23 protein-coding genes, 1 pseudogene and 1 riboswitch are annotated in these 22,633 nt (G+C 56.9%); of the genes and pseudogenes, 19 read left to right on the plus strand and 5 right to left on the minus strand.

The genetic code is table 11. The features are described 5' to 3' along the window. Positions 1 to 4: 4 nt before the first annotated feature. From RUA4292_RS05245 to RUA4292_RS05255, 3 genes are all read right to left on the minus strand, one after another. A complete protein-coding gene (locus RUA4292_RS05245) occupies positions 5 to 1,153 on the minus strand; it encodes a carbohydrate ABC transporter permease (RefSeq protein WP_058276648.1) in 1,149 nt (382 codons plus the stop codon). A 4-nt stretch (positions 1,154 to 1,157) separates the two neighbouring features. Next, the gene (locus RUA4292_RS05250; protein ID WP_058276649.1) at positions 1,158 to 2,165 is read right to left on the minus strand and encodes a carbohydrate ABC transporter permease; all 1,008 of its coding nucleotides are present in this window, start codon (positions 2,163 to 2,165) and stop codon (positions 1,158 to 1,160) included. Between the two features lie 66 nt (positions 2,166 to 2,231). Continuing rightward, complete coding sequence (locus tag RUA4292_RS05255) at positions 2,232 to 3,500, minus strand: ABC transporter substrate-binding protein (protein ID WP_058276650.1); 1,269 nt, start codon at positions 3,498 to 3,500, stop codon at positions 2,232 to 2,234. A 216-nt stretch (positions 3,501 to 3,716) separates the two neighbouring features. On the opposite strand from RUA4292_RS05255, the gene RUA4292_RS05260 reads away from it, so the two are divergent. The 7 genes and pseudogenes from RUA4292_RS05260 to RUA4292_RS05285 all read left to right on the plus strand — a co-directional run bounded on the left by RUA4292_RS05260 (position 3,717) and on the right by RUA4292_RS05285 (position 9,644). Further along, positions 3,717 to 4,748 (plus strand): LacI family DNA-binding transcriptional regulator, encoded by a 1,032-nt coding sequence (locus RUA4292_RS05260; RefSeq protein ID WP_058276651.1) that lies wholly within the window; start codon positions 3,717 to 3,719, stop codon positions 4,746 to 4,748. Between the two features lie 3 nt (positions 4,749 to 4,751). Beyond that, positions 4,752 to 6,053 (plus strand): annotated as a pseudogene (locus tag RUA4292_RS25160) (GH1 family beta-glucosidase); the annotation flags it as partial. A 42-nt stretch (positions 6,054 to 6,095) separates the two neighbouring features. After that, on the plus strand, positions 6,096 to 7,076 hold the full coding sequence (locus RUA4292_RS25165; RefSeq protein ID WP_233493358.1) for a glucokinase: 981 nt from the start codon (positions 6,096 to 6,098) through the stop codon (positions 7,074 to 7,076). Between the two features lie 37 nt (positions 7,077 to 7,113). Beyond that, entirely contained in the window at positions 7,114 to 8,040 is a 927-nt protein-coding gene (locus RUA4292_RS05270; protein ID WP_058276653.1) for a carbohydrate kinase family protein, read from the plus strand. Positions 8,041 to 8,057: 17 nt separating this feature from the next. Beyond that, entirely contained in the window at positions 8,058 to 8,723 is a 666-nt protein-coding gene (locus RUA4292_RS05275) for a D-lyxose/D-mannose family sugar isomerase (protein ID WP_058276654.1), read from the plus strand. 164 nt (positions 8,724 to 8,887) lie between these two features. After that, positions 8,888 to 9,163 carry a hypothetical protein gene (locus RUA4292_RS05280; RefSeq protein WP_058276655.1) on the plus strand — a complete coding sequence of 92 codons (276 nt, stop codon included), beginning with the start codon at positions 8,888 to 8,890 and terminating at the stop codon, positions 9,161 to 9,163. A 10-nt stretch (positions 9,164 to 9,173) separates the two neighbouring features. Then, positions 9,174 to 9,644 carry a phage holin family protein gene (locus RUA4292_RS05285; protein ID WP_058276656.1) on the plus strand — a complete coding sequence of 157 codons (471 nt, stop codon included), beginning with the start codon at positions 9,174 to 9,176 and terminating at the stop codon, positions 9,642 to 9,644. 6 nt (positions 9,645 to 9,650) lie between these two features. On the opposite strand, the gene RUA4292_RS05290 is transcribed toward RUA4292_RS05285, so the two are convergent. Together RUA4292_RS05290 and RUA4292_RS05295 are read right to left on the minus strand one after the other, a co-directional pair. Then, the gene (locus RUA4292_RS05290; RefSeq protein WP_233493356.1) at positions 9,651 to 10,835 is read right to left on the minus strand and encodes an acetate/propionate family kinase; all 1,185 of its coding nucleotides are present in this window, start codon (positions 10,833 to 10,835) and stop codon (positions 9,651 to 9,653) included. After that, positions 10,813 to 12,207, minus strand: a complete 1,395-nt coding sequence (locus RUA4292_RS05295) for a bifunctional enoyl-CoA hydratase/phosphate acetyltransferase (RefSeq protein ID WP_058276658.1) — start codon at positions 12,205 to 12,207, stop codon at positions 10,813 to 10,815. The genes RUA4292_RS05290 and RUA4292_RS05295 overlap by 23 nt, the downstream gene beginning before the upstream one ends. A 192-nt stretch (positions 12,208 to 12,399) precedes the next feature. After that, a riboswitch (cobalamin riboswitch) is annotated at positions 12,400 to 12,607 on the plus strand. A gap of 101 nt (positions 12,608 to 12,708) precedes the next feature. Here RUA4292_RS05295 and RUA4292_RS05300 point away from each other — a divergent pair. The 12 genes from RUA4292_RS05300 (at position 12,709) to RUA4292_RS05355 (ending at position 22,478) form a co-directional block, all read left to right on the plus strand. Next, entirely contained in the window at positions 12,709 to 13,065 is a 357-nt protein-coding gene (locus RUA4292_RS05300) for a DUF1636 family protein (protein ID WP_058276703.1), read from the plus strand. Beyond that, positions 13,062 to 13,847, plus strand: coding sequence for an ABC transporter ATP-binding protein (locus RUA4292_RS05305; protein ID WP_058276659.1), 786 nt, complete (start codon positions 13,062 to 13,064; stop codon positions 13,845 to 13,847). The genes RUA4292_RS05300 and RUA4292_RS05305 overlap by 4 nt, the downstream gene beginning before the upstream one ends. Before the next feature lie 9 nt (positions 13,848 to 13,856). Next, complete coding sequence (locus tag RUA4292_RS05310) at positions 13,857 to 14,807, plus strand: ABC transporter substrate-binding protein (protein WP_058276660.1); 951 nt, start codon at positions 13,857 to 13,859, stop codon at positions 14,805 to 14,807. 1 nt (position 14,808) lies between these two features. Beyond that, the gene (locus RUA4292_RS05315; protein ID WP_058276661.1) at positions 14,809 to 15,822 is read left to right on the plus strand and encodes a FecCD family ABC transporter permease; all 1,014 of its coding nucleotides are present in this window, start codon (positions 14,809 to 14,811) and stop codon (positions 15,820 to 15,822) included. A 149-nt stretch (positions 15,823 to 15,971) separates the two neighbouring features. Further along, complete coding sequence (locus RUA4292_RS25750) at positions 15,972 to 16,487, plus strand: ferredoxin-type protein NapF (RefSeq protein ID WP_058276662.1); 516 nt, start codon at positions 15,972 to 15,974, stop codon at positions 16,485 to 16,487. Beyond that, positions 16,484 to 16,777: a chaperone NapD gene (locus RUA4292_RS05325; protein WP_058276663.1), complete on the plus strand. Its 294-nt coding sequence runs from the start codon at positions 16,484 to 16,486 to the stop codon at positions 16,775 to 16,777. Before RUA4292_RS25750 ends, RUA4292_RS05325 begins: the two co-directional genes overlap by 4 nt. Continuing rightward, complete coding sequence (gene napA / locus RUA4292_RS05330; RefSeq protein WP_058276664.1) at positions 16,774 to 19,266, plus strand: nitrate reductase catalytic subunit NapA; 2,493 nt, start codon at positions 16,774 to 16,776, stop codon at positions 19,264 to 19,266. Before RUA4292_RS05325 ends, napA begins: the two co-directional genes overlap by 4 nt. Before the next feature lie 27 nt (positions 19,267 to 19,293). Beyond that, positions 19,294 to 20,112, plus strand: coding sequence for a ferredoxin-type protein NapG (gene napG / locus RUA4292_RS05335; RefSeq protein ID WP_058276665.1), 819 nt, complete (start codon positions 19,294 to 19,296; stop codon positions 20,110 to 20,112). Beyond that, complete coding sequence (gene napH / locus RUA4292_RS05340; RefSeq protein WP_082637006.1) at positions 20,109 to 21,026, plus strand: quinol dehydrogenase ferredoxin subunit NapH; 918 nt, start codon at positions 20,109 to 20,111, stop codon at positions 21,024 to 21,026. Before napG ends, napH begins: the two co-directional genes overlap by 4 nt. A gap of 12 nt (positions 21,027 to 21,038) precedes the next feature. Beyond that, positions 21,039 to 21,476 (plus strand): nitrate reductase cytochrome c-type subunit, encoded by a 438-nt coding sequence (locus RUA4292_RS05345; protein WP_058276667.1) that lies wholly within the window; start codon positions 21,039 to 21,041, stop codon positions 21,474 to 21,476. 29 nt (positions 21,477 to 21,505) lie between these two features. Then, positions 21,506 to 22,207, plus strand: a complete 702-nt coding sequence (locus RUA4292_RS05350) for a NapC/NirT family cytochrome c (RefSeq protein WP_058272027.1) — start codon at positions 21,506 to 21,508, stop codon at positions 22,205 to 22,207. 13 nt (positions 22,208 to 22,220) lie between these two features. Continuing rightward, a complete protein-coding gene (locus RUA4292_RS05355) occupies positions 22,221 to 22,478 on the plus strand; it encodes a hypothetical protein (protein ID WP_058276668.1) in 258 nt (85 codons plus the stop codon). The last annotated feature ends 155 nt before the right edge of the window (positions 22,479 to 22,633 follow it).

Below are 22,633 nucleotides of genomic sequence, written 5' to 3' on the forward strand. Positions count from 1 at the left end.
GCCTCTACTTGACGGACCCGGCCAACAGACCGCGGACCAGATATTTTTGCATTGCGAAGAAAACAATCAGCGGGACGATGATCGAAACAAAGGCCGCTGTGGCAAGGATTTCCCAATTCCCACCGCGCGTGCCCAAAAGCTCGACGATGCGGTTGGTCATGACGGTGGTCTGTCCGGACGCGTCTATCAGGAACACTTTGGCGACTAGCAAGTCATTCCACGTCCAGAGAAACTGGAAGATCGCGAAAGACGCCAGCGCTGGAAAGCTGAGCGGCAAGATCAATTTGGTAAAAATCTGAAACTCGGTCGCGCCATCGACCCGCGCGTTTTCGATCAGATCGCGGGGCAGACCGGCCATGTAGTTACGCAAAAGATAAATCGCCAGCGGCAACCCGAACCCGGTATGCGCCATCCAAACCCCCAGATATCCTTTGCCAATCCCAATATTCAGGTGGAATTTCAGCAACGGGATCAGGGCCAATTGCAGCGGGACAACCAACAGACCAACGACAGCCGCAATAATCAAAGCGCGCCCGGGGAAATCCATCCAAGCCAAGGCATAGGCCGCAAAAGCCGCAACGAGGATTGGAATGATCGTCGCCGGGATTGTTACGGTCAACGTGTTGAAAAACGCCCGCCCCATACTGTCGGTGCTGTCTTCTGCCAGAAGAACCTTGTGATAATTGTCTAAGGTAAACTCAGGCGGCAATTCTGCAGTTACAAAAACACGCGATCCACGGCTGCCGGTGAACTCGTCCGGGTTCTCCATGCGGTAATTCCCTGCGGCATCTAAGGTGATTGTGCCGCCCTTTCGTAGCTCAGCTGTTTCGCCGGGGGCAAAGGCATCAATCGCGCGAGAGCTGATCCCCCATTTTGAGATTGTCGCTTTAGTTCCTTCATCAAACAGATTGCCTTCGATCACGTAGATCCCGTTTTCCAAAACTTGGGTTTCCGGGGCAGCGCTACGCAGTGTTAGGTTCTGCTCGGACGGAAACAGCGACCGCCACCAACCGCTGGTTGCGATTTGATCCGCTGTCCGAAAAGACGAGATCAAAAGGCCCAGAGTTGGCACGACCCACAGCACCACCAGAAAGAGGACCGAGGCATGGACGACCCAGCGAAGGGCGGGTTTGGTTCCTGCAATATCGCTCATGACCCTACTCCATCTCTTTCCGCGCGTTGCGCACATTCCAGACAAGGATTGGAGCCACTAAGAGCATGATCACCATGGCCGAAGCCGACCCGACGCCCCAGTCGTTGGCGCGGAACAGCTTGTCATACATGTAGTTGGCCAAGACCTGCGTTTCCCACTGGCCATTGGTCATTGCAAAAACGATGTCAAAGACCTTGAGGACGGTGATCGTAATCGTGGTCCAGACGACAAGGATAGTGGTTTTGATCTGCGGCACTTTGATCCGGAAAAATATCTGAAACGGATTAGCCCCATCCAGAATTGCGGCCTCAATCGTTTCCTCGGGGATTCCGCGCAGGGCGGCCGATAGGATAACCATGGCAAAACCGGTTTGGATCCAGATGAGGACAACCATCAGAAAAAAGCTGTTCCAGAACGGTATCGTCAGCCACGTCTGCGGCTCGGTCCCGCCAAAGAAAATATAGAGCGCATTGAGCATGCCAATCTGATCTTGTTCAGCCGGACGAGTGTCATAGACCAACTTCCAGATAACCGATGCCCCCACGAACGAGATCGCCATTGGCATAAAGATCAGCGACTTGGCGAGATTGCCCCAACGAATGCGGTCAGTCAGCTGTGCCACCAACAGGCCAAAGGCCGTCGACATTGCAGGCACAATGATCAGCCAGAACATGTTGTTGCGCATCGCTTCCCAAAACTTGGGCTCCTTGGCCATCTGGATATAGTTGTCCAGCCCGACCCAATTGTAGCCGCCGCCCGGGACACGATCAGTCAGTGACAGCCGCAGGGTTTCGACAACCGGATAGGCCAGATACAAGCCCAAAGCAGCCAGCGCCGGGAACAGAAACAACCAAGGCCGGATCATGTTCGCGCGGTTGATATTGCGGCCAGCATTTGGCCCCCGAGGCGGGAAAAGAACTCTGTCCAGAAACTGATTGGATAGATAGAAATAGCCCACGCAACCTGACACGCCGATGGCGATGGTCAGCAGGCCTTGAAATGCCGGGTGCATGCCGCTCTCCCTTGCGACGATAGGTTCGGGCAACCCGACAGAGCGGGTTGCCCAATCTCAGACGCTTTAGTCCAGCGCGTCCCACGAGGACTGGATTTCGTCGGCGACGTCCTGGGCAGGTGTTCCGCCCGTATAGTCGACCATTCCAGTCCAGAAGGTGCCTGCACCCACGCCGCCCGGCATCAGGTCGGAACCGTCAAACCGGAAGGTGGTGGCCCCCAGAAGAATGTCATTCATCTTCTTCAGCGTTGGGTCTGAGAAGACCGAGGTATCGACGCCTTTGTGCGGCGTCAGGAACCCGGTCAGAGCCATCCAGGCTTCATGCGCCTCCGGCGTTTCCAGGTATTTCATCAGCGCATGCGCGCCCGGGCTGTCATTGGTAATGGCCCAAACTGTGCCGGCCCCAAGGACCGGGCTGCCGAGGTCTTTGCCTTCATAGGCCGGGAAGTAGAAGAAGTCAGCATCCTCGCCCACAACCGTACCTTCGGGGAAGAAGGCGGGAATGAACGAGGCCTGACGGTGCATGTAACACTGCGGAGGCGAGCTGAACATACCCTTCGGGCTGTCGCGGAAGTCAGTTGTTGCAACCGCACCGGCTCCGCCGGCCACGTAATCATCGTTGCGCGCAAACGCTCCGAATTCTTCAATCGCAGCGACAACCTTAGGATCGTTAAATTTCAATTCGTTGGCGACCCAGGCGTCATAATCTTCGGGCGGCAACGTGCGCAGCATCATGTCTTCAACCCAGTCAGTCGCTGGCCAACCGGTCGCTCCGCCGGACCCCAGCCCGATGCACCATGGCGTTTCACCATCTGCAACGATCTGATCGGTCAGCGCCTTCAGTTCTTCCATTGTGGTCGGGATTTCATAGCCGGCGTCTTCGAAGTTCTCCGGCACAAACCAAACCAGCGATTTCACGTCGACCTTGTAGAAAAACCCATACAGATGGTCCTGCCCGTCCGGGCCCTGATAGGTTCCCAGATCCACCCACGACTGACCGGCCGCATAGTTGTCGCGAATCCAATCCGCAGTTCCTTCACTCAGGGGCGTCAGGAATCCCGCCTTGGCCATATCTGATGCCAGACCGGGTTGGGGAAACACTGCTACGTTGGGCGCCGATCCGGCTTCGGCATCAATTCTGATCTGCTGCTCAAAGCTGTCCGAGCCGACATAGCTGTACTCATGCCCGGTCGCTGCGGCAAAGCCGTCCAAAACCTTTTCGACATTTTCCTGATCAGGCCCCAGCCACGGGCCAAACACGGTGACCTTGTCGGCATACGCCGCGCCCGCCATCAGGGCGAACGTGGCCGCGCCTGCATAAAGCGAGTGTTTCATGAAGTTTCCTCCCAACTTTGCTCGCGCCTTTAAGACTCATTTTCAAAGCGCTTTGAATGACGCACTTTATCCGCTAACATTCAATTTTTGTCAATAATCTGTTTACTGTTGCCTATATAATTAATATTCAGGGCAGTGTCAGCAAGATGTGGCAGTCGGGTGGGAAGCGCCCGCAAATCTGAAAATGATCAAATTTGAAGGCGCTTTGAGGCGAAGATGAATCTAAAGCAGCTCTCAGAAATCCTTGGTTTATCTCAAACCACTGTCAGCCGCGCGCTGAATGGTTACCCCGAGGTGAACGAGGATACGCGCCTGCGCGTTCAAGCCGCCGCTGCCAAGCATGGCTATTGGCCGAACAGCCGGGCCAAGGGGTTGGCAACAGGGCGCTCGATGGTGATTGGGCACGTGATTCCCTCCTCATCCCAGCATGAAATGGTGAACCCGATTTTTGGTGATTTTGTCGCCGGTGCTGCACGCAAGTATTCGGATCATGGATATGACATGATGTTCACCAATGCAGATGACACCTCGATCGAGGAAGCCTATCGCAGTCTTTTCCAGCGTGGCGCGGTCGATGGTATTGTATTGCAAGGCCCCAAGGTCAACGAACACCGGATCGAGGTCCTAACCAGAATGGGCGTGCCCTTTATCGTTCATGGCAGATCAACCGGGGTGGACGTGCCCTATGACTGGATCGACGTGAACAACAAAAGCTCGTTCCTGCGCGCCACCCGGTTTCTGATCGACCTTGGGCATCGTCGCATTGCCCTGATCAACGGGCTTGAGGATATGGATTTCGCTCAACGTCGCCGCGACGGATATCTTGAAGCCCTGCATGAGGCAGGTCTGTCCCCCGACCCGGAATTGATGCGCAGCGCCGAGATGACCGAGGTTTATGGCCACCATGAAACCCGCGACATGCTTCGTCTGGATGACCCTCCTACGGCCATCCTGACAGCCTCTATGATTTCCGCTATCGGAGTGCGTCGCGCGCTCAACGAAGCGGGGTTGAAGATGGGCAAGGATGTCTCGGTCATCGCCCATGACGACGACTTATCTTACCTCAAGAATGGTCAGGACGTACCGATTTTCACCGCTACAAGATCGTCTGTACGTAGGGCCGGAGAAATGGCGGCTGAAATGCTGATCGAACGCATCAAATCTCCGGAAGACCCGGTGAAAACTAGATTGCTGGAGGCCGAACTGGTAGTTGGCGGCTCAACCGGCCCCGCCCCAAACAGGTTCTGAAAAATGAAATATACACGCTCGGACTTCCCCAAAGATTTTCTCTTTGGTGTCGCAACCTCGGCTTATCAAATAGAAGGCCACGCACAGGGTGGCGCGGGGAAAACCCATTGGGATAGCTTTGCCGCTTCACCCGGAAACGTGGTGCGAAACGAGAATGGAGATCTGGCCTGTGACCACCTGAACCGTTTTCCACAGGATTGCGATCTGGTGCGGGACGCGGGTTTTGATTGCTACCGGTTCTCGACAAGCTGGGCGCGCGTTTTGCCTGAAGGGCGTGGCCCGGTAAATCAGGCAGGTCTGGATTATTACGACCGACTTGCCGACGCCTTGTTGGAACGCGGCATTCGGCCCTGTGCGACCCTTTATCATTGGGAATTGCCTTCTCCGCTTGCTGATCTGGGCGGCTGGCGCAACCGGGATATCGCAAGCTGGTTTGCCGATTTCACTGAGGTCATCATGGGCCGCATCGGCGACCGTATGTACAGCGTCGCCCCAATCAATGAGCCATGGTGTGTCAGTTGGCTGAGCCATTTTGAAGGGCATCACGCGCCTGGAATGCGCGACATCCGCGCCACGGCTCGCGCGATGCACCATGTTCTGCTGGCTCATGGCCGCGCCATCGAGTCGATGCGTGGTCTGGGCATGTCAAACCTGGGCGCTGTGTTCAATCTGGAATGGGCCGAGCCCGCTGATGACAGCCCTGATGCGGGCAAGGCTGCGGACCTTTATGACGGGATATACAACCGTTTTTTCCTAGGTGGTGTGTTCAAAAAAGCCTATCCGCAAAACGTTCTAGACGGGTTGGAACCTCATCTTCCATCCGGCTGGCAAGACGACTTTGACACCATTGGTGCACCCGTCGATTGGTGCGGTCTGAACTACTATACCCGCAAACTGATCGCGCCTGCCGATACCGCATGGCCAAGCCTGGAAGAAGTACCCGGCCCGCTTCCCAAAACACAGATGGGGTGGGAGATTGAACCCGATGCCCTGACGCGCTTTCTGACCCGTACGGTGCGCGATTATACCGGCGACTTGCCGATTTATGTCACCGAAAACGGCATGGCGAGCCCGGAACGCAAGCAAGATGACGACCGCATTGATTACCTCAACAAACACCTTGGTGCCGTTCAAAACGCGCTGGACGACGGCGTTCCAGTCAGGGGCTATTTCATCTGGTCCCTGTTGGATAACTACGAGTGGTCCTTTGGCTATGAAAAGCGGTTCGGGTTGGTTGATGTAGATTTCAATACGCTCGAGCGGACGCCAAAAGCCTCTTACAACGCGCTGAAATCGGCCTTGTCCGGTGGGCCTGTTTCTCTGCCGATTGCTCAGCCTGCCGGAACAATGCACGAGCACTGGAATCTTGTCGCGGACATCGGTGGCACAAACACACGACTGGGTGTCATCTCGAACGGACAACTGACGGACCTTCGCAAATACCCAACCGGGTCGTTGCAAGAGCTTCTAGATGCGTTCCACAGCCTGCGTGACGAGATTGGCACCGACCCACGCGCCGTCGTCGCGGCCGGAGCAGGTCCGGTCAAAGACGGGACAATCCGCCTGACAAATGCGCATCTTGATTTGTCCGAAAGCGACATCGGCAAGGTAACAGGCGCGCAACACACCTTTGTTATCAATGACTTCACCGCGGCCGCCTGGTCGGTCGCCGAAATCACCGGTGACCATGTCGAGGTCCTTCAAGGGGCTGAGACACCGCCGGTCGGAACCCGGCTGGTTGTGGGCCCCGGCACAGGCCTTGGCGTCGGCGCATTGCTGTATTCCCAAGGGCGATACCATACCGCGTCGGGCGAAGGTGGCCATGTCGGACTGTCCCCACGCCACGAGGATGAGGTCGAAGTCTTCAAAGCGGCACGCCATATCGCGCCCGAATGTTTCTTTGATGACAGCCTAGTGCTCGAAGCGGAAATGTTCCTCAGCGGAACCGGCCTTCCCATTCTGTACCAAGCCGCCAGCATGGCTGCTGGACAGTCCGATGCTCTAAGGCGCAGCGCCAAGGATATACTGCAGGACGCGCTGGCGGAATCCGACCCGATTGCGATCAAAACTGCGCATATGTTCAAAACCCACCTTGGTGCCATCATGGGCGACCTGGCCGTCGCCTACATGCCGACGGGCGGTGTTTTCCTTGTGGGCGGTGTCGCCGAGAAAAACCGGTGGCTGTTCAAGGATGCGTTCCGGGATGCCTTTAACGCCGGTGGGCGGTTCAGTGACTTGCGGCGTTCAATGAACCTGTATGTGTCCGAGCAAGATGAATTTGGCATTGTTGGCGCTAACAATTTCTGTAAAAGTGCGCTCGCGCGGTAAACTGACCGCCTGACCCTTTTACAGAAAGGACCACGGCATGATTCTGTGCTGCGGTGAAGCCCTGATCGACATGATCGCCGAGCCAACCGTTTCTGGGTCGCGCGGTTTCGTACCCCATTCCGGTGGTGCCGTCTTCAACACAGCCATTGCTTTGGGTCGGCTGGGCGCGCCGGCGGGTCTGTTGACAGGCTTATCGACAGATATGTTCGGACAGCAACTGGCAGACGCGCTGCAAGCCAGCCATGTGGAAGCAAGCCATGTGATCCGATCGGATCGCCCCACGACATTGGCCTTTGTACAGCTAGTGGACGGCCATGCCACCTACAGCTTTGTCGACGAAAACTCGGCTGGGCGCATGTTGACGCCCGAAGACATGCCAAAACAGCTGCCTGCTGTATCCGCCTTGTATTTTGGTGGGATCAGTCTTGCATGTGAACCCTGTGCGGACGCCTACGCGGCCCTGCTGGAGCGCCACGGATCAGACCGGGCAGTCATGTTGGACCCAAACATCCGACCCGGATTTATCAAGGATCAATCACGGTTTCGTACACGATTGAACCGTATGATCGCTCAATCTGATATCGTGAAAGTCTCGGACGAAGATCTGGACTGGATCGTTCCAGGGCCTGAAACACTGGCCGAGAAAGTCCCACTACTCCTGCAAGCAGGACCTTCCGTGGTTATTGTAACGCGCGGCAGTGATGGGGCGTCGGGATATCTGGCGGACGGGTCCGAAACTTCGGTGCCTGTCAAAGCGGTCGAGGTGGTCGATACGGTGGGTGCCGGTGACACTTTCAACGCTGGCGTTCTGGCTGAGTTGAACCGTGCAGGTCGATTGACCAAGGCCAATCTTCGGACGTTAGACCCAGACGTCTTGCGCGCGGCGTTGGCCAAAGGTGCAGACGTCGCCGCCATCACCGTTTCCCGCGCCGGCGCAAACCCGCCTTGGGCGCATGAACTTTGACCCCCTAAGGGACCGAGATGAAAAGATCAGATATCAACGACATCAAAACCGAAGCCGAGGCCTTCATTCGCTCGTTCGGGGCCGTCCTGCCCCCCTTTGCGAACTGGTCGCCGGAACAAATGCGCAGCGCACAGGCACAAGGCATCCGTGACCGTGGCCTCGGGTGGGATATTACCGACTATGGTCAAGGCCGATTTGATGAGCTTGGCCTGTTCCTATTTACCCTGCGCAATGGCGATGTGCAGGATCTGAAAAAAGGTCGCGGCATGCTTTATGCAGAGAAGCTTTTGGTTTCTCGGGACAAGCAACTCTCCCCGATGCATCGCCACATCATCAAGGCCGAAGACATCATCAACCGGGGCGGCGGCGATCTGGTAATGGAGATTTATGCCTCGGACCCTGAAGGCGGTATCGACCGAGATAACCCGGTGGTTGTTCCCAGTGACAACTGCCCTGTCACCATCCAACCTGGTGAGTTGCTGCGCCTGAAACCCGGTCAGAGCGTAACCCTGATGCCAGGTATCTGGCACGCATTCTGGGCGGAACAGGGCGACTGCCTGATTGGCGAAGTGTCAACTGTCAACGATGACCGGACCGATAATGTATTCGAGGATCCCATTCCGCGCTTTGCAACGATTGAAGAAAACACAAAGCCCGATTTCTTGCTGGTATCGGACTATTGATAAACGGATAGCGTGTGCCCGGATTGATCACATCCGGGCTGGGTGCTGATCGCTGCATTGGGATAACACCCTTTCCCGAATTCAAAAAATCGAATTAACATGGCCCTCGACAAAGGAAAAAGTCGCGAGCCTGATTTTTGCGCGACCATCGAAGGACCCAAGTGATGGTAACCAAAGCACAGCTAGAAGCCGAAGTCGCAGAGTTGCGGCGTCAACTGGCCGAACAATCCAGCGCACGAGAAGGCATCTCAGATTCGAACAGCGGCAAACAAGCTGATCCACACAAATCGATGACGGACGGAATTGTCGAAAGCCTGGATGAGTGGTCAACGCAATTAGAAGAAGTCATGACAGAGCTTGAGGAGTTTCCACATAAAAGGCCGATCCTATTCGCCCTTGGGATTTTCACACTTGGCTATCTTCTAGGCCGTTCCCGGTAGGAGCCCGAACATGAACCGCATTTCACGCAACATTTCGATCATCCTGCGAGCCGAGCGTCTTGTTGCTCAAAGGCAACTGTCCGTCGCGGCGAAACGCACAGGCTTTTACGCTGCTGCCGGGTTAGCCGTTGGGCTTGCAGTAATCATGCTGAACGTCGCCGGGTTCTTTTGGCTGTCCGAGACCATGTCAAAGTCTCTGGCCGCGATCATAGTGGCCGGGGTGAACCTTGTTCTGGCCGTGATCCTCGCACTGGTCGCAAATTCCATGACCGCCGAAAGTGACACTTCGGCTGCCGTCGAATTGCGGGATATGGCGCTGCACGACATCGAGGACGAAGTCCGGGACAACTTCGCCGAGGCGCGCAACACAATCGTCGGCCTAAAGCGCGATCCTATCGGGATGCTGTCACCCGATATTATCAGCACGGTTCTAGGCGTTCTGCTCAGATACGCGCGGCGTGGAAAAAACAAACCGGATTAGAAGCGATCATGCCATTCTCGCCGCTGCACGCGCGATCACCATCTCTTCGTTTGTGGGAATAGCCAGAATACGCACCCGGCTGAAATCAGTGGACAGAACCGTAGCGTTGTCTGCATTTCGGTTCGGATCCATATCAATCCCGATCCAGCGCATCCCTTCGCAAACCATCTGACGGATACGGGCGGCATTTTCACCGATGCCTCCGGTAAAGACCAAAGCGTCGATGCCTTCCAGTGCAGCAGACAAGGCGCCCAGTTCACGGCGGATGCGGAAGACATAATACTCAATCGCTTTGCGCGCATCCGGAGTATCTGCAGCCAACAGGGTGCGCATGTCCGAGGACAGGCCGGACAGGCCAAGCAAGCCGGACTTTAGATAGAGAAGCTCAGCGATTTCGTCTGCCTCCATCCCTTCTTGCTGCATCATGTAAAGCACAACCCCTGGGTCCAATTGCCCGCTGCGGGTGCCCATGGGCAGACCGTCGAGCGCCGAAAACCCCATGGTCGAGGCTACGGCCCGACCGCCCGACACCGCACACATCGACGCGCCATTTCCCAGATGCGCAATGACGACGCGGCCGTCGTACAAACCCGGCGCAATTTCTTTCAGCTTTTGCGAGACGTAGTCATAGCTCAGCCCGTGAAACCCGTATCTGCGAACGCCCTTTTCGTAGAATCTTTGAGGCAATGCGAAGGTATCATTCACCCAAGGGTGTGTCCTGTGAAACGCGGTATCGAAGCACGCAATCTGGGTGGTACCCGGAAAGGCTGCGGCCGCCGCCTTGATACCCGTAAGGCTGTAGGGTTGGTGCAAGGGCGCGAAGGGAATGAAACCGCTTAGCGTATCAAAGACGTGCTCGTCCACCACGACAGGTTCCGAATAGACTGGTCCGCCGTGAACGACGCGGTGGCCCACGGCCCGGACGTGAATGTCCGGCAGGTATTCGCGGGTAAGTTCAAGAAACGCGCTGATGGCCTCGTCATGTGTTTTGGCTCCAGACAACTGACGGTCGACAGACCGCCCCCCTGCTGATTGGGCCAACAAGCGTGGTGCATCCCCCAACCGCTCGATCTGACCGCGCCAGCGCATACTGGGACGTCTGTCCTCGACCAGTTCGTAAAGCGCGAATTTCAAGGAGGACGACCCGGCATTCAGCGCCAAAACATGTTCAGCCATGGATTTTGCTTTCATTCGCAATTGCATGCAGCGCCGCGACAGCACAAGACGCCAGCCGCGAAGCATCATCATCTGCCCGAGATGTCAGGATAATCGGTGCCGCAGCACCTATCACAACGCCGGCAGCCTCGGCATGAGAGATATATGTCAGCTGTTTGGCTACCATGTTGCCGGCTTCGATATTCGGAACAACCAGAATGTCTGCGACCCCCGCGACTGGTGAGGTGATGCCTTTTGTCCTCGCCGCGTTCAGATCAACCGCGTTGTCCATGGCCAAAGGACCATCGACCAGCCCGCCGGTAATCTGTCCACGCTCGGCCATTTTCGACAACAGCGCGGCATCGACAGACGACGGTAAATGCGGGTTAATGGTCTCAACCGCTGATAGGACGCCAACCTTGGGCATCTCGATGCCAATAGAATGCGCAAGATGGATGGCGTTCTGAACAATATCGGCCTTGGTTTCGAGACCCGGTGCGATGTTCACCGCCGCATCAGTAACCATGATGGGCCGAGACATGCCTGGCACGTCCATCACGAACACATGCGACAGCCGCCGCCCGGTTCTCAGACCTTTTTCCCTGCGCAGAACGGCGCGTAACAAGACATCCGTGTGCAAATGACCCTTCATCAGCATCCGGGCCTTACCTTCAACGACAAGCCCGACCGCGCGTTGGGCGGCCACTTCGTGGTCTCGCGCTTCAATGATTTCAACTCCGGACAAATCGGCCCCAAGCTGGGCGGCAGCGGCGGTGATTTTGTCCGGGTCGCCAACCAAAATCGGAGTAATGATGCCGTTTTCCAACGCGAGTAATGCCCCGCCTAGCGAATTCGGCTCTTCCGGGGCGACGATCGCTGTGGGCATCGGGTCCAAAGGACGTACCCTTTCCAACAAAGCGTCGAAATGCCGGTGGCGCTGAACGATCAGTCCCGGCACCTCAACCGAGTCGAAGGTCAAATGCCGCGACGGTGGCGTGACCTGTACGGTACCGCTCAGGATCAATGCGTTATCCCCGACCCGGCGCACCTCGGCGGAACAGGTCAGGTCGCCGTCTTCACGCTTTTCGGTAACAGCCACAAAGGCGGTCAGTTCTTCGCCCGCCATAACCGGAGCATGAAAACTCAGGCCCGCCCGACGTGTTTGCGTACCGGCCCCCGGTAAGATGTTTCCAATGACTGCAGCTACCAGACCCGCGGGCCACAAGGCGGGCGCGACAGCCTCGGGGTGTCCATCTCCATCTCCGTCATAGGCCGCCAGATTCAGCGGGTTGTGATCACCCGAAGCCGAGGCAAACGCGTACAAGTCGTCCACGGTGCACAATCGGGTGACCTGCGCCTTGTCGCCTACCTTCAGTTGAGAATAGGTTCTGTTTTCTTTAATTTTCATCTCGACCGGCTTTGTTTACGAATGCGTGTTCGTCGTTTTAAACATTGGATGTGCGGCCCCTCCGGAACCAGAACATATCCAACTTTGTCCCTACATTTCTGCGACGCAGCGTAGTCAGATCGTCGGCAAATGACAAATGACCTCTGTGCGTGGGGCGCTGAGTATTATCGCTTGACCCAAAATCGGAACTCGGGCAAGCATCTCCGCGATGGTTCCCTGTGGTTCGCCAAGGGATGAAAAGGGAATACGGTGCGGTTCTGTAAAAAGGCCAATTCCGTGACTGCCCCCGCAACTGTAAGCGGTGAGCGACGCCAAATACCCACTGACCCCAAATGGGTCGGGAAGGATGGCCAAGCCACGACCCGCAAGTCAGGAGACCTACCATCCGATGTTCAACCAACCCGGGGCGGGGCGTCCTGGAAGGAGGCTTTATGACACGTCTAAGACGTGATGACATGATTGGCACCTTCTGTCCGCGCTTGGCAACAGGCGGAGTGGGCCGTGTCGATCAGTCCTGATCATTTCCTGCTGATTTGCGAGACCTGCGAGGGCCCTGACCGGGCGGATTCATTGCGCGCTGCGCTTACAAGCAAGCTTCCTTCCAGTTTTGACATCCGCAGCATTTCCTGCATGGCCGGTTGCGGTCGGCCCACAGCTGTCGGGTTTCAGGCATTAGACAAAGCGCAGTACCTTTTCGGTGACATCCAATCGGCTGAGGACGTAGATGCTTTGGCCGAATTTGCACATCAATACCATCGCAGCGCGGATGGGTGGACCAACGCATCGCAGCGCCCGCCTGCCCTTCTTGAAAAGACCCTGGCGCGTCTACCACGGCTAAAGCTGGAGACAAGCGCATGACCTGCGGAGCTTTCCTTGAGGCGCGCGGGTTGGAGTTTTACGCCCTGAACGGCGACGTACTGCTGCAAAGCGTCAATTTCGAACTGAATGAAGGGGCAACCCTGGCAATTGCCGGCCCAAACGGTGCGGGCAAAACAACGTTGCTGAATCTTTTGTGCGGCGGCGAAGAGATTGTGCTGGGGGACGTTTTGGTAAAGGGGCGCAGCCTTCGGCACCTTTCGGCGATGGACCGCGCCCGAATGATCGCCGTAGTCAGTCAGCAGGAATCGCCGGACGGGCGTTTGTTTCTGCGCGACTACGTGGCCCTTGGGCAAATCCCAATCCGCGCTGATCGATCTGCGGCTGAGCATGCCTTAGAATTGGACCGAATCCTGAAACTGACCGGACTCGTCGCCCTCGCCGACAAGCGGATGGCCGTGTTATCCGGCGGGGAACGCCAGCGCGCTCATATCGCAAGGGCGCTGGCGCAGAACCCGTCGTTGCTGTTTTTGGATGAGCCGACGAACCATCTGGATCCGGACGCCAAGGGACGCATGCTGTCGCTGGTCGCCGAGCTGGGCATTACGGTGGTCATGATCGTCCATGATCTGGTCATGATCCCGGAATTCGCGACCCATGTCGCGTTGATGAAATCCACACGCCTGACCGGTTTCGGCCCAGTGCACGAAGTGCTGACACCCGAAAGGGTCCATGAAACGTTTGGTGTCGATTATCTTAGCTTTCAGCATGAAGGCCGCATGATCCCGGCACTGGATATCCGACGAACCACTACCTCAAACTAGGAAAATAACATGAACAAAACTCTCTGGTGCGCTGCACTGATCGGCGGCATTGCAAGTGCCGCGACAGCGCGCGAGATCACCGTCGACAATTGCGGCGAGCCGATGGTGTTTGAAACTCAACCCGAGCGGCTGGTCGTGCACGACATGAACATGACCGACATGGCCTTTGCGCTGGGTTTGCAGGACAAGATCGTTGGCCTGACGGGCATCACCGGCTGGTACAAAACCAGCCCCGAGTTTGACACCCTGCGCGGCGACATCCCGGAACTTGCACCCAAGTATCCGACAGTGGAAAATCTGGTCGCTGTCGAACCCGACCTTTTCTTTGCGGGCTGGTACTATGGCATGAAGCCGGGCGGTGACGTGACCCCGGACACTCTTGCGCCGTTTGGCATCAAAACGATGATCCTGACGGAAAGCTGCGTACATCTGGATAAGGATCGCCCCGAAGCCAGCATGGACCTGCTGTTCACCGACGTTCTTCGCTTGGGCAAAGTCATGCGCGTTGAGGACAAGGCAGAAAAGCTTGTTTCCGGCTGGAAAGAGGAACTGTCCGCGATTCAAACACAGACAGCCGACCTGCCGAAGCCCCGCGTTTTCCTGCTGGACGGCCCCGCCGATGCCCCGTTTACGGCTGGTAAGTTTGCCATTCCCGACGCGATGATTGCTGCCGCTGGCGGCGAGAACGTCACCCATGACATGGACACCAGCTGGGGTCGTTCCTCGTGGGAAGCTGTTGCCGCTTCGAACCCGGAATTCCTGGTTTTACTTGATTATCAAACTGGAAATGGCGCCGCAGATACCTTCAAGTTCCTGCAGGACCATCCCGTGATGTCTCAGACGGACGCGGTCAAGAACGAACGCTGGATTGGTCTGCGCTACGAGGAACTGACACCCGGACCGGCAAATATCGAAGCAATTTCGAAAATGGCCAAAGCCATGCACCCGGGCCTAAACTGATATGGGCCGACTTGGCCTTACACTCTTGCTGGGGGCGGCTGTATTGGCCGCCCTTTTGCTAACCTCGACGGTCTACGGGACCACATCCATTCCGGCCTCTGACGCACTGGCCGGTGTCTTGTTGGGCACGGGAATGGTGGAAGGGGAAATGTCTCCGCTCCACCGCATCGTGTTTGACCTGCGCTTACCACGCGCGCTGTTTGCCGCCGTGATCGGTGCCGGGCTGGGCATCGTCGGCGTTGTCCTGCAAACCACCACACGCAACGATCTGGCGGACCCGTTTCTGTTCGGCCTGTCCTCTGGCGCTGCGGCGGGAGCTGTCTTTGTCATTACAGTAACCGGAGATGTGCTGGGATTTTGGACCCTGCCACTGGCCGCGTTTTTCGGAGGGCTTGTCGCATCAGGCATTGTGCTGGCTTTGGTTCATGGGCTGCGCACAAGCGCGCCCGAAAAACTGATCCTCGCGGGGCTTGCGGTTTCGTTTTTGTTTTCAGCTGTTACCAATTATCTGATTTTCGCGGGCGATAGCCGTGCGGCGCATTCTGTTATCTTTTGGATGCTTGGGGGATTGGGTCTTGCCCGGTGGGAGACATTCCCTCTGGTCTGCGCAGGTTTAGCATTGATCCTGGCCTATGCAATGTACCGTAGCCGCTGGCTTGATGCGCTGCTGACTGGTGATTTGACGGCCGCCACCCTGGGTGTGCCCGTTCAAGGCTTGCGGTTCCGGATGTTCTTCGTGGCCGCTCTTGCGACTGCTGTGTTTGTGTCCGTTGCGGGTGTGATCGGTTTTGTCGGCCTGATGGTTCCCCACATCGCGCGCGGTATCGCAGGACCATTGCACAGCCAGCTTGTGCCTACCGCTGCAATTGTTGGGGCAGCTTTGCTTACAGGCTCGGATATCCTGAGCCGTCTGTTGCTTGCCCCGCAAGAGCTGCCTGTTGGGATTGTCACGACATCGCTGGGATCGGTTTTTGTTTTTCTTCTACTAATCCGAACCGCGCGCCCTCGCAGATGATCTCAAAGGGTCGCTTCGGCAAAAAAATTAAAGTTTCCTAAATGACTAATATTTAACAGGCCAAATGACCTAAATCAAAAAAGGCCCCCACAGATCACGGTATGCGATACACTCGATTACAGGAATCGAGTGTAGCCAGGTCGCATGCAATGCAACAACTGACCAGCCGACGGGCGTTTCTAAGCGCAAAGATCAGACCAGAGGACGGCAATATCGCCAGACCTCCGGGCTCGGTTGAGCTGTGCTTTGTTGAAACATGCAGTAAATGTGGTGATTGCGCAGATACTTGCCCCGAAGATGCGATCGTCATCGGGACAGATGGATATCCCCGCTTCCAGCCCACTGACAATCCCTGCACCTTCTGCGGTGACTGCGCCCGGATTTGTCCAACCGAAGCGATATCGATTGACCGTTTGCCAGATTGGCCATGGCGCGCCGCGCTTACAGCGGACACCTGCCTATCTATGAACGGCATCAGTTGCCGCATCTGTCAGAACAATTGCGAACAAAGCGCGATCCGTTTCAAACTGATGACCGGCGGCCGCGCAGAGCCGGTGCTTGACCTTGATACATGCAACGGCTGCGGGATTTGCCCAAGTTTATGTCCCGCCGATGCCATTGCGCTGGAACGCCAACCTCAACCACAAATGGAAGCTACTCAATGAACATCTGCGGTTGTCTCGCCCATGTCGCACCTGATCACACGAGCGCAGCAGCGCGCGTGATGAAGGGCACGCCGGGTGTCGAAATTCACGCTGAAACGGAAGATGGCCGATTTGTTGTCGTCGTCGAAGACACTCCAACCCGTCTTGCATCCGAAACCATCATGGATCTGCACCAGATCCCAGGCGTCATCTCTTTGACCCTGACTTATCACCATTTCGAGGATCTCGCGGACGCCCATCCGCAGCCCGATGCCCCAAGCCCAACCACCAGCCGGAGGCCCACGCAATGACACATTCTGAATCCCGTCGGACTTTTCTCAAGGCCTCTGCGGCCGCAGCAACGGCGTCAGCCGCTGGTATTCCGCTGGCGGCCGGTCAAGCCAATGCCCAGGCCGGAGCGCCAGACATCCGGTGGGACAAGGCGGCTTGCCGGTTCTGTGGTACAGGCTGCTCTGTTCTGGTTGGCACCAAAGAAGGTCGTGTCGTTGCGACGCAAGGCGACCCCGACGCGCCGGTGAACCGGGGGCTGAACTGTATCAAGGGTTATTTCCTGTCCAAGATTATGTACGGCAAGGATCGACTGACTACACCTTTGCTACGCAAGACCAATGGCGAATACGACAAAAACGGTGAATTCGAGCCGGTAAGCTGGGACGAAGCGTTCGATGTCATGGCCGCAAAATGGAAAGAGGCGCTGGCCAAGAAAGGCCCGACCAGTGTCGGTATGTTTGGTTCCGGGCAATGGACGGTTTGGGAAGGCTATGCGGCATCCAAACTGATGAAAGCCGGGTTCCGGTCCAACAATATTGACCCCAACGCACGGCACTGTATGGCATCAGCCGTTGTGGGCTTTATGCGCTCGTTCGGCATTGATGAGCCAATGGGATGCTATGACGATTTCGAGCACGCGGACACGTTCGTTCTGTGGGGTTCGAACATGGCCGAGATGCACCCGATCCTGTGGTCGCGCCTCACCGATACACGTCTGACCAAACCGGGTTGCGAAGTGCATGTACTGTCGACGTTTGAGCATCGCTCGTTTGAACTGGCGGACAACGGCATCGTTTTTGAACCGCAGACCGATCTGGCGATCCTGAACTACATCGCCAACTACATCATTCAAAATGGCGCGGTAAACGAAGACTTCGTCAAGAATCACGTCAACATCACCAAAACCGCCACCGATATCGGCTATGGCCTGCGCGACACCAACGCGCTGCAGCAAGAAGCTGAAAATCCGAACTCGGGCAAGATGGATCCGATCAGCTTTGAAGAATACGCCGAAGCCGTCGCGCCCTACACGCTGGAATATACCTCTGAACTGTCTGGTGTCCCTGCAGACAAGCTGGAGAAACTGGCCCAGCAATATGCCGACCCGAACCGTAAAGTGATGAGCTTGTGGACCATGGGCTTCAACCAGCACACCCGTGGGTCCTGGGTGAATTCGCTGATGTATAACGTGCACTTGCTGGTGGGAAAGATTTCCGAACCCGGAAACTCACCCTTCTCGCTGACGGGTCAGCCTTCGGCCTGTGGTACGGCGCGTGAGGTGGGGACCTTTGCCCACCGTCTGCCGGCGGACATGGTTGTTACGAATGATAAGCACCGCGAAATCTGTGAAACCGCATGGAACATCCCCGAAGGCACTATCCCGCCCAAGCCCGGCTTCCACGCCGTGTTGCAGCACCGCAAACTGAAGGACGGCGAACTGAATGCCTATTGGGTCCAGTGCAACAACAACATGCAAGCCGCACCTAACATCAACGAAGAAGGCTATCCTGGTTACCGTAACCCGGAAAACTTCATCACAGTCTCGGATCCTTACCCAACTGTCACCGCAGTTTCGGCCGACTTGATCCTTCCCACGGCCATGTGGGTTGAGAAAGAAGGCGCCTATGGCAACGCCGAACGCCGTACGCAATTCTGGCGCCAGCAAGTGCAGGCACCGGGTGAGGCCAAGTCGGACCTGTGGCAGCTGATGGAATTCGCGAAACGCTTTACCATCGAAGAGGTCTGGGGCGAAGAGCTGCTGGCCAAGATGCCCGAGCATCGCGGCAAGACCATGTTTGACGTGCTTTATGCCAACGGTAAGGTCGACCAGTTCCCGCTGTCGGAAACGGCGGAAGGATTTCACAACGACGACGCCGAGCATTTCGGCTTCTACGTTCAGAAAGGTCTGTTTGAAGAATATGCCGATTTCGGACGCGGCCACGCGCACGACCTTGCTCCGTTCGAGATGTATCACGAGGCCCGTGGCATGCGCTGGCCTGTCGTCGACGGCAAGGAAACACTCTATCGCTTCCGCGAAGGGTATGATCCGTATGTGCCGGAAGGCGCAGACGTTAAGTTCTACGGCTACGAGGACGGCAAGGCCAAGATCATCTTTGCCCCCTATGAGCCCGCCGCTGAGGAACCGGATGAGGAATTCGATCTGTGGCTGTCCACCGGTCGTGTGCTTGAACACTGGCATTCGGGTTCGATGACCCGCCGCGTGCCCGAACTGCATCGCGCGTTTCCTTCAGCCGTTGTCTACATGCACCCGGAGGACGCCAAGGATCGCGGTCTGCGTCGCGGGCAGGAAATCGTACTGTCCACTCGCCGGGGCGAGGTCACCAGCCGGGTCGAGACCCGTGGCCGCAATAAGGTGCCGCGTGGATTGGTGTTCATGCCGTGGTTCGACGAACACCAGCTGACCAACAAGCTGACACTGGACGCAACTTGCCCGCTGTCGAAAGAGACCGACTATAAGAAATGCGCCTGTAAGGTCGAGCGCGCGTAACGGACAAGCGAGGCAAAGGTCGTCCCCATGCCCTTTGAAGGTAAACCTCTTTCGCCGCAACGGCGTCGCTTCCTGCAGGATGCGGCCCGTGCGTCGGGCGGCTGCGTGGTCGCCGGGTCAATGTTGGCCTGGCTCGCCCGCGATGCCCGGGCGTTGCCGGCCGAAGCATTACGTCCACCCGGCGCGCTACCGGAAGAGGCGTTTTTGTCTGCATGCATTCGCTGCGGGCTTTGCGTGCGGGATTGCCCTTATGACACATTGAAACTGGCGGAACTGGGCGTGGATGCGGTTGCTACAGGGACGCCCTATTTCACAGCGCGGGATGTGCCTTGCGAAATGTGTGACGACATCCCTTGCGTGGCCGCCTGCCCCACCGGTGCATTGGATCCGGCCCTCGACAATATTGATGATGCCGAGATGGGTGTTGCCGTCCTTGTCGATCAGGAGAACTGTCTGAACTTCCTTGGCCTGCGCTGCGATGTCTGCTATCGCGTCTGCCCCGTGATTGATGAGGCAATCACGCTGGAAATGGCCCATAACGAACGTTCAGGCCACCACGCAATGTTCATCCCAACCGTTCATGCGGACCACTGCACAGGCTGCGGCATGTGCGAGAAAAGCTGCGTTCTGCCCGAGGCTGCGATCAAGGTCCTGCCTGCGCGCTTGGCCCGCGGCAGCAGTGCCGATCACTACCGCAAAGGCTGGGAAGAGAAAGAGGCCAAAGGCGGTCCCCTTGTTGAAGGCCTCATCGATCTGCCGGACCGACTGCCCGGACCGGGCACCGACAACCTTGCCGCACCGGGCGGGTTCGCACCAGCATACGATTTGCCGGGGGTCGGACAATGAGTGCACGCACACATATGCCGGCCGGAATGGAGGCCATCGAAGAAAAAGGTTGGGTGCGCGCCCACAAATACCTGCTGCTGCGCCGCGCAAGCCAGTTGCTCTTTCTGGCTGTGTTTCTTCTGGGACCGTGGTTCGGCATCTGGATCGTTCAAGGCACGCTTGCGGGATCTTTGACACTGGGCGTGCTGCCGCTGACCGACCCGCTTATCCTGTTGCAAAGCGTGATCGCTGGACATTGGCCGGAATTGACGGCCCTGGTTGGAGGAGTGCTCGTTCTGGCCGCTTACGCTCTGATTGGTGGGCGCGTCTATTGTTCATGGGTTTGTCCGATCAACCCAGTCACCGACGCAGCCAACTGGTTGCACAGACGTTTGGACCTGCCGAAAGGCTGGCAGCCCAAGCGCAGCACCCGCCTTTGGATATTGGCCACCGTCCTAATCGTCTCGGGCGCTACAGGCGTGATCGCATGGGAGCTGGTCAACCCGATCACCATGCTGCATCGCGGGCTGATTTTCGGCGCGGGGTTCGTGTGGGCCATGATCATTGCCATCTTCGTGTTCGACCTGTTCGTTTCGCGGCACGGTTGGTGCGGTCACATCTGTCCGGTTGGCGCATTCTACGGCCTGATTGGCGCCAAAGGTTTGCTGCGGGTCAGCGCCCCGAACCGAACAGCCTGCGATGATTGCATGGATTGCTATGCCGTTTGCCCAGAAAATCAGGTCATATCTCCTGCGCTGAAGGGTAAGTCGGGTTCCACACCACTGATCCTTTCCCCTGACTGCACCGCCTGCGGTCGTTGCATCGACGTGTGCGCCGTCGACGTCTTCAAATTTACTCACCGGTTCGACGACAAGGTCGCCGCACCTACCGATCCAGTTCCCGCGCCCGATCCGCGCGCAGCCAGACCTATCTGAGGGAGTGCCAAGATGAACAAGCCAACCCGAACAGGCCTTATAGCCCTTATCCCCGTTTTGCTCTTGGGCGGATTCGCCCTTGCGCAATCAGCTCAGGTAGAATCCTTGCGGGGTGCCGATGTGGATGAACTGATCCCTCTGGAACAGATCCACAAGAACGTCGAAGGGCGCATGCAGCGCAACTATCGCCAACAACCGCCGCTGATCCCGCACTCGGTCGAGCAATACCAGATCGACACGCGCACAAATCAGTGCTTGTCCTGCCACGACTGGACCAAAGCCGGCGAACGCAATGCCCCGACATTGTCGATGACACACTATCTGGATCGCGACGGCAACGAGTTGGATCACATCGCAGGCACACGTTATTTCTGCAACCAATGCCACGTGCCACAAGCAGACGCACCGCCATTGGTTGAAAACGTCTTTCAACCGTCCTCGGGCAATTAATCCAACGCAAGAACGAAAGGAGCACCAACATGGCAGACTCTCCTGAAAAACGCGGGTGGATTGGCCGCATCTGGAACTGGATCTGGACCCCGGCGGTTGCCTTTAGCTCGGGTTTTCTGATCCTTGCGGGTTTTCTGGCTGGAATCCTGTTCTGGGGCGGGTTCCACTGGACGCTTGAGCTGACGAATACCGAGGAGTTCTGTACCTCGTGCCATACGATGGAGACTAACCTGGGCGAGTATCGTGAGACGATCCACTACAACAACCACTCCGGTGTGCGGGCCATCTGTTCCGATTGCCATGTGCCGCATGAATGGAACCACAAGATCAAAGCCAAGATCATGGCGGTCAAGGACGTCTATCACGAGCTGGCAGGCACGATCAGTACGCCCGAGAAATACGAAGAGCACCGTCTGAGCATGGCGACCGCCGTCTGGAAGAAGATGAAGGCCTCCGACAGTCGCGAATGCCGGAATTGCCACAACTTCGACTATATGGATTTCACGTTGCAGGAAACGCGCGCTGCCTCTGAGCACCAACGCGCCATTGATGAAAACATGACCTGTATCGATTGCCACCAGGGCATCGCCCATAGCCTGCCACCCGGCTATCAGGAGCGGTATCAGGAAGTGACCGAAACCTTGGCCAGCAAAGCGCAGGGTTCGTTGCAACAACAGGCCGCAGCTGACGGCGATGACATCAAGTCATTCCTGAGTACTCGGGCAGACTGAAAAGGGACACGAAATGCTGGAAATTCTGGGAACAATCGGGGCCAACGTCATTAGTCTGCCGGGTATCCTTGGGCTGGCCCTGGGAATGATGACTCGCCGCGTTTGGCTGGGCGCATTGATGGGGGGCATTGTCGGGGTGTTGGCAACCTTCGTATTCGCTCATGGTTCATTTGCCGCGGTCGATACATTTGAGCTGTTGGTCGCAATTGGCATTGGCCTTTGCGCTGGTAGCGTGGGATCGGCCATACGCATCAAGGGGGCAACGGTCTGACACTATTGGCAATCTAAGATCCAATTACATTTACTTTGCCGCATGTGAAACTGCGGCAAACACCCCAGCGTTGCCTCAACGAAAAAGTTCAGGAAACGCGACAAACGATATCAATTCAGTAGTATAACCCTGTTAAGGCCTTTGGGCTTGGCGTG

Origin of the sequence: Ruegeria atlantica, assembly GCF_001458195.1 — a bacterium.
Taxonomy (GTDB): domain Bacteria; phylum Pseudomonadota; class Alphaproteobacteria; order Rhodobacterales; family Rhodobacteraceae; genus Ruegeria; species Ruegeria atlantica.

What these genes read in the sequence shown, in the direction of transcription:
- RUA4292_RS05245 (WP_058276648.1), bottom strand. Translation starts at nt 1,153, where the DNA reads ATGAGCGATATTGCAGGAACCAAACCCGCCCTTCGCTGGGTCGTCCAT.
- RUA4292_RS05250 (WP_058276649.1), bottom strand. Translation starts at nt 2,165, where the DNA reads ATGCACCCGGCATTTCAAGGCCTGCTGACCATCGCCATCGGCGTGTCA.
- RUA4292_RS05255 (WP_058276650.1), bottom strand. Translation starts at nt 3,500, where the DNA reads ATGAAACACTCGCTTTATGCAGGCGCGGCCACGTTCGCCCTGATGGCG.
- RUA4292_RS05260 (WP_058276651.1), top strand. Translation starts at nt 3,717, where the DNA reads ATGAATCTAAAGCAGCTCTCAGAAATCCTTGGTTTATCTCAAACCACT.
- RUA4292_RS25165 (WP_233493358.1), top strand. Translation starts at nt 6,096, where the DNA reads ATGCACGAGCACTGGAATCTTGTCGCGGACATCGGTGGCACAAACACA.
- RUA4292_RS05270 (WP_058276653.1), top strand. Translation starts at nt 7,114, where the DNA reads ATGATTCTGTGCTGCGGTGAAGCCCTGATCGACATGATCGCCGAGCCA.
- RUA4292_RS05275 (WP_058276654.1), top strand. Translation starts at nt 8,058, where the DNA reads ATGAAAAGATCAGATATCAACGACATCAAAACCGAAGCCGAGGCCTTC.
- RUA4292_RS05280 (WP_058276655.1), top strand. Translation starts at nt 8,888, where the DNA reads ATGGTAACCAAAGCACAGCTAGAAGCCGAAGTCGCAGAGTTGCGGCGT.
- RUA4292_RS05285 (WP_058276656.1), top strand. Translation starts at nt 9,174, where the DNA reads ATGAACCGCATTTCACGCAACATTTCGATCATCCTGCGAGCCGAGCGT.
- RUA4292_RS05290 (WP_233493356.1), bottom strand. Translation starts at nt 10,835, where the DNA reads ATGAAAGCAAAATCCATGGCTGAACATGTTTTGGCGCTGAATGCCGGG.
- RUA4292_RS05295 (WP_058276658.1), bottom strand. Translation starts at nt 12,207, where the DNA reads ATGAAAATTAAAGAAAACAGAACCTATTCTCAACTGAAGGTAGGCGAC.
- RUA4292_RS05305 (WP_058276659.1), top strand. Translation starts at nt 13,062, where the DNA reads ATGACCTGCGGAGCTTTCCTTGAGGCGCGCGGGTTGGAGTTTTACGCC.
- RUA4292_RS05310 (WP_058276660.1), top strand. Translation starts at nt 13,857, where the DNA reads ATGAACAAAACTCTCTGGTGCGCTGCACTGATCGGCGGCATTGCAAGT.
- RUA4292_RS05315 (WP_058276661.1), top strand. Translation starts at nt 14,809, where the DNA reads ATGGGCCGACTTGGCCTTACACTCTTGCTGGGGGCGGCTGTATTGGCC.
- RUA4292_RS25750 (WP_058276662.1), top strand. Translation starts at nt 15,972, where the DNA reads ATGCAACAACTGACCAGCCGACGGGCGTTTCTAAGCGCAAAGATCAGA.
- RUA4292_RS05325 (WP_058276663.1), top strand. Translation starts at nt 16,484, where the DNA reads ATGAACATCTGCGGTTGTCTCGCCCATGTCGCACCTGATCACACGAGC.
- napA (WP_058276664.1), top strand. Translation starts at nt 16,774, where the DNA reads ATGACACATTCTGAATCCCGTCGGACTTTTCTCAAGGCCTCTGCGGCC.
- napG (WP_058276665.1), top strand. Translation starts at nt 19,294, where the DNA reads ATGCCCTTTGAAGGTAAACCTCTTTCGCCGCAACGGCGTCGCTTCCTG.
- napH (WP_082637006.1), top strand. Translation starts at nt 20,109, where the DNA reads ATGAGTGCACGCACACATATGCCGGCCGGAATGGAGGCCATCGAAGAA.
- RUA4292_RS05345 (WP_058276667.1), top strand. Translation starts at nt 21,039, where the DNA reads ATGAACAAGCCAACCCGAACAGGCCTTATAGCCCTTATCCCCGTTTTG.
- RUA4292_RS05350 (WP_058272027.1), top strand. Translation starts at nt 21,506, where the DNA reads ATGGCAGACTCTCCTGAAAAACGCGGGTGGATTGGCCGCATCTGGAAC.
- RUA4292_RS05355 (WP_058276668.1), top strand. Translation starts at nt 22,221, where the DNA reads ATGCTGGAAATTCTGGGAACAATCGGGGCCAACGTCATTAGTCTGCCG.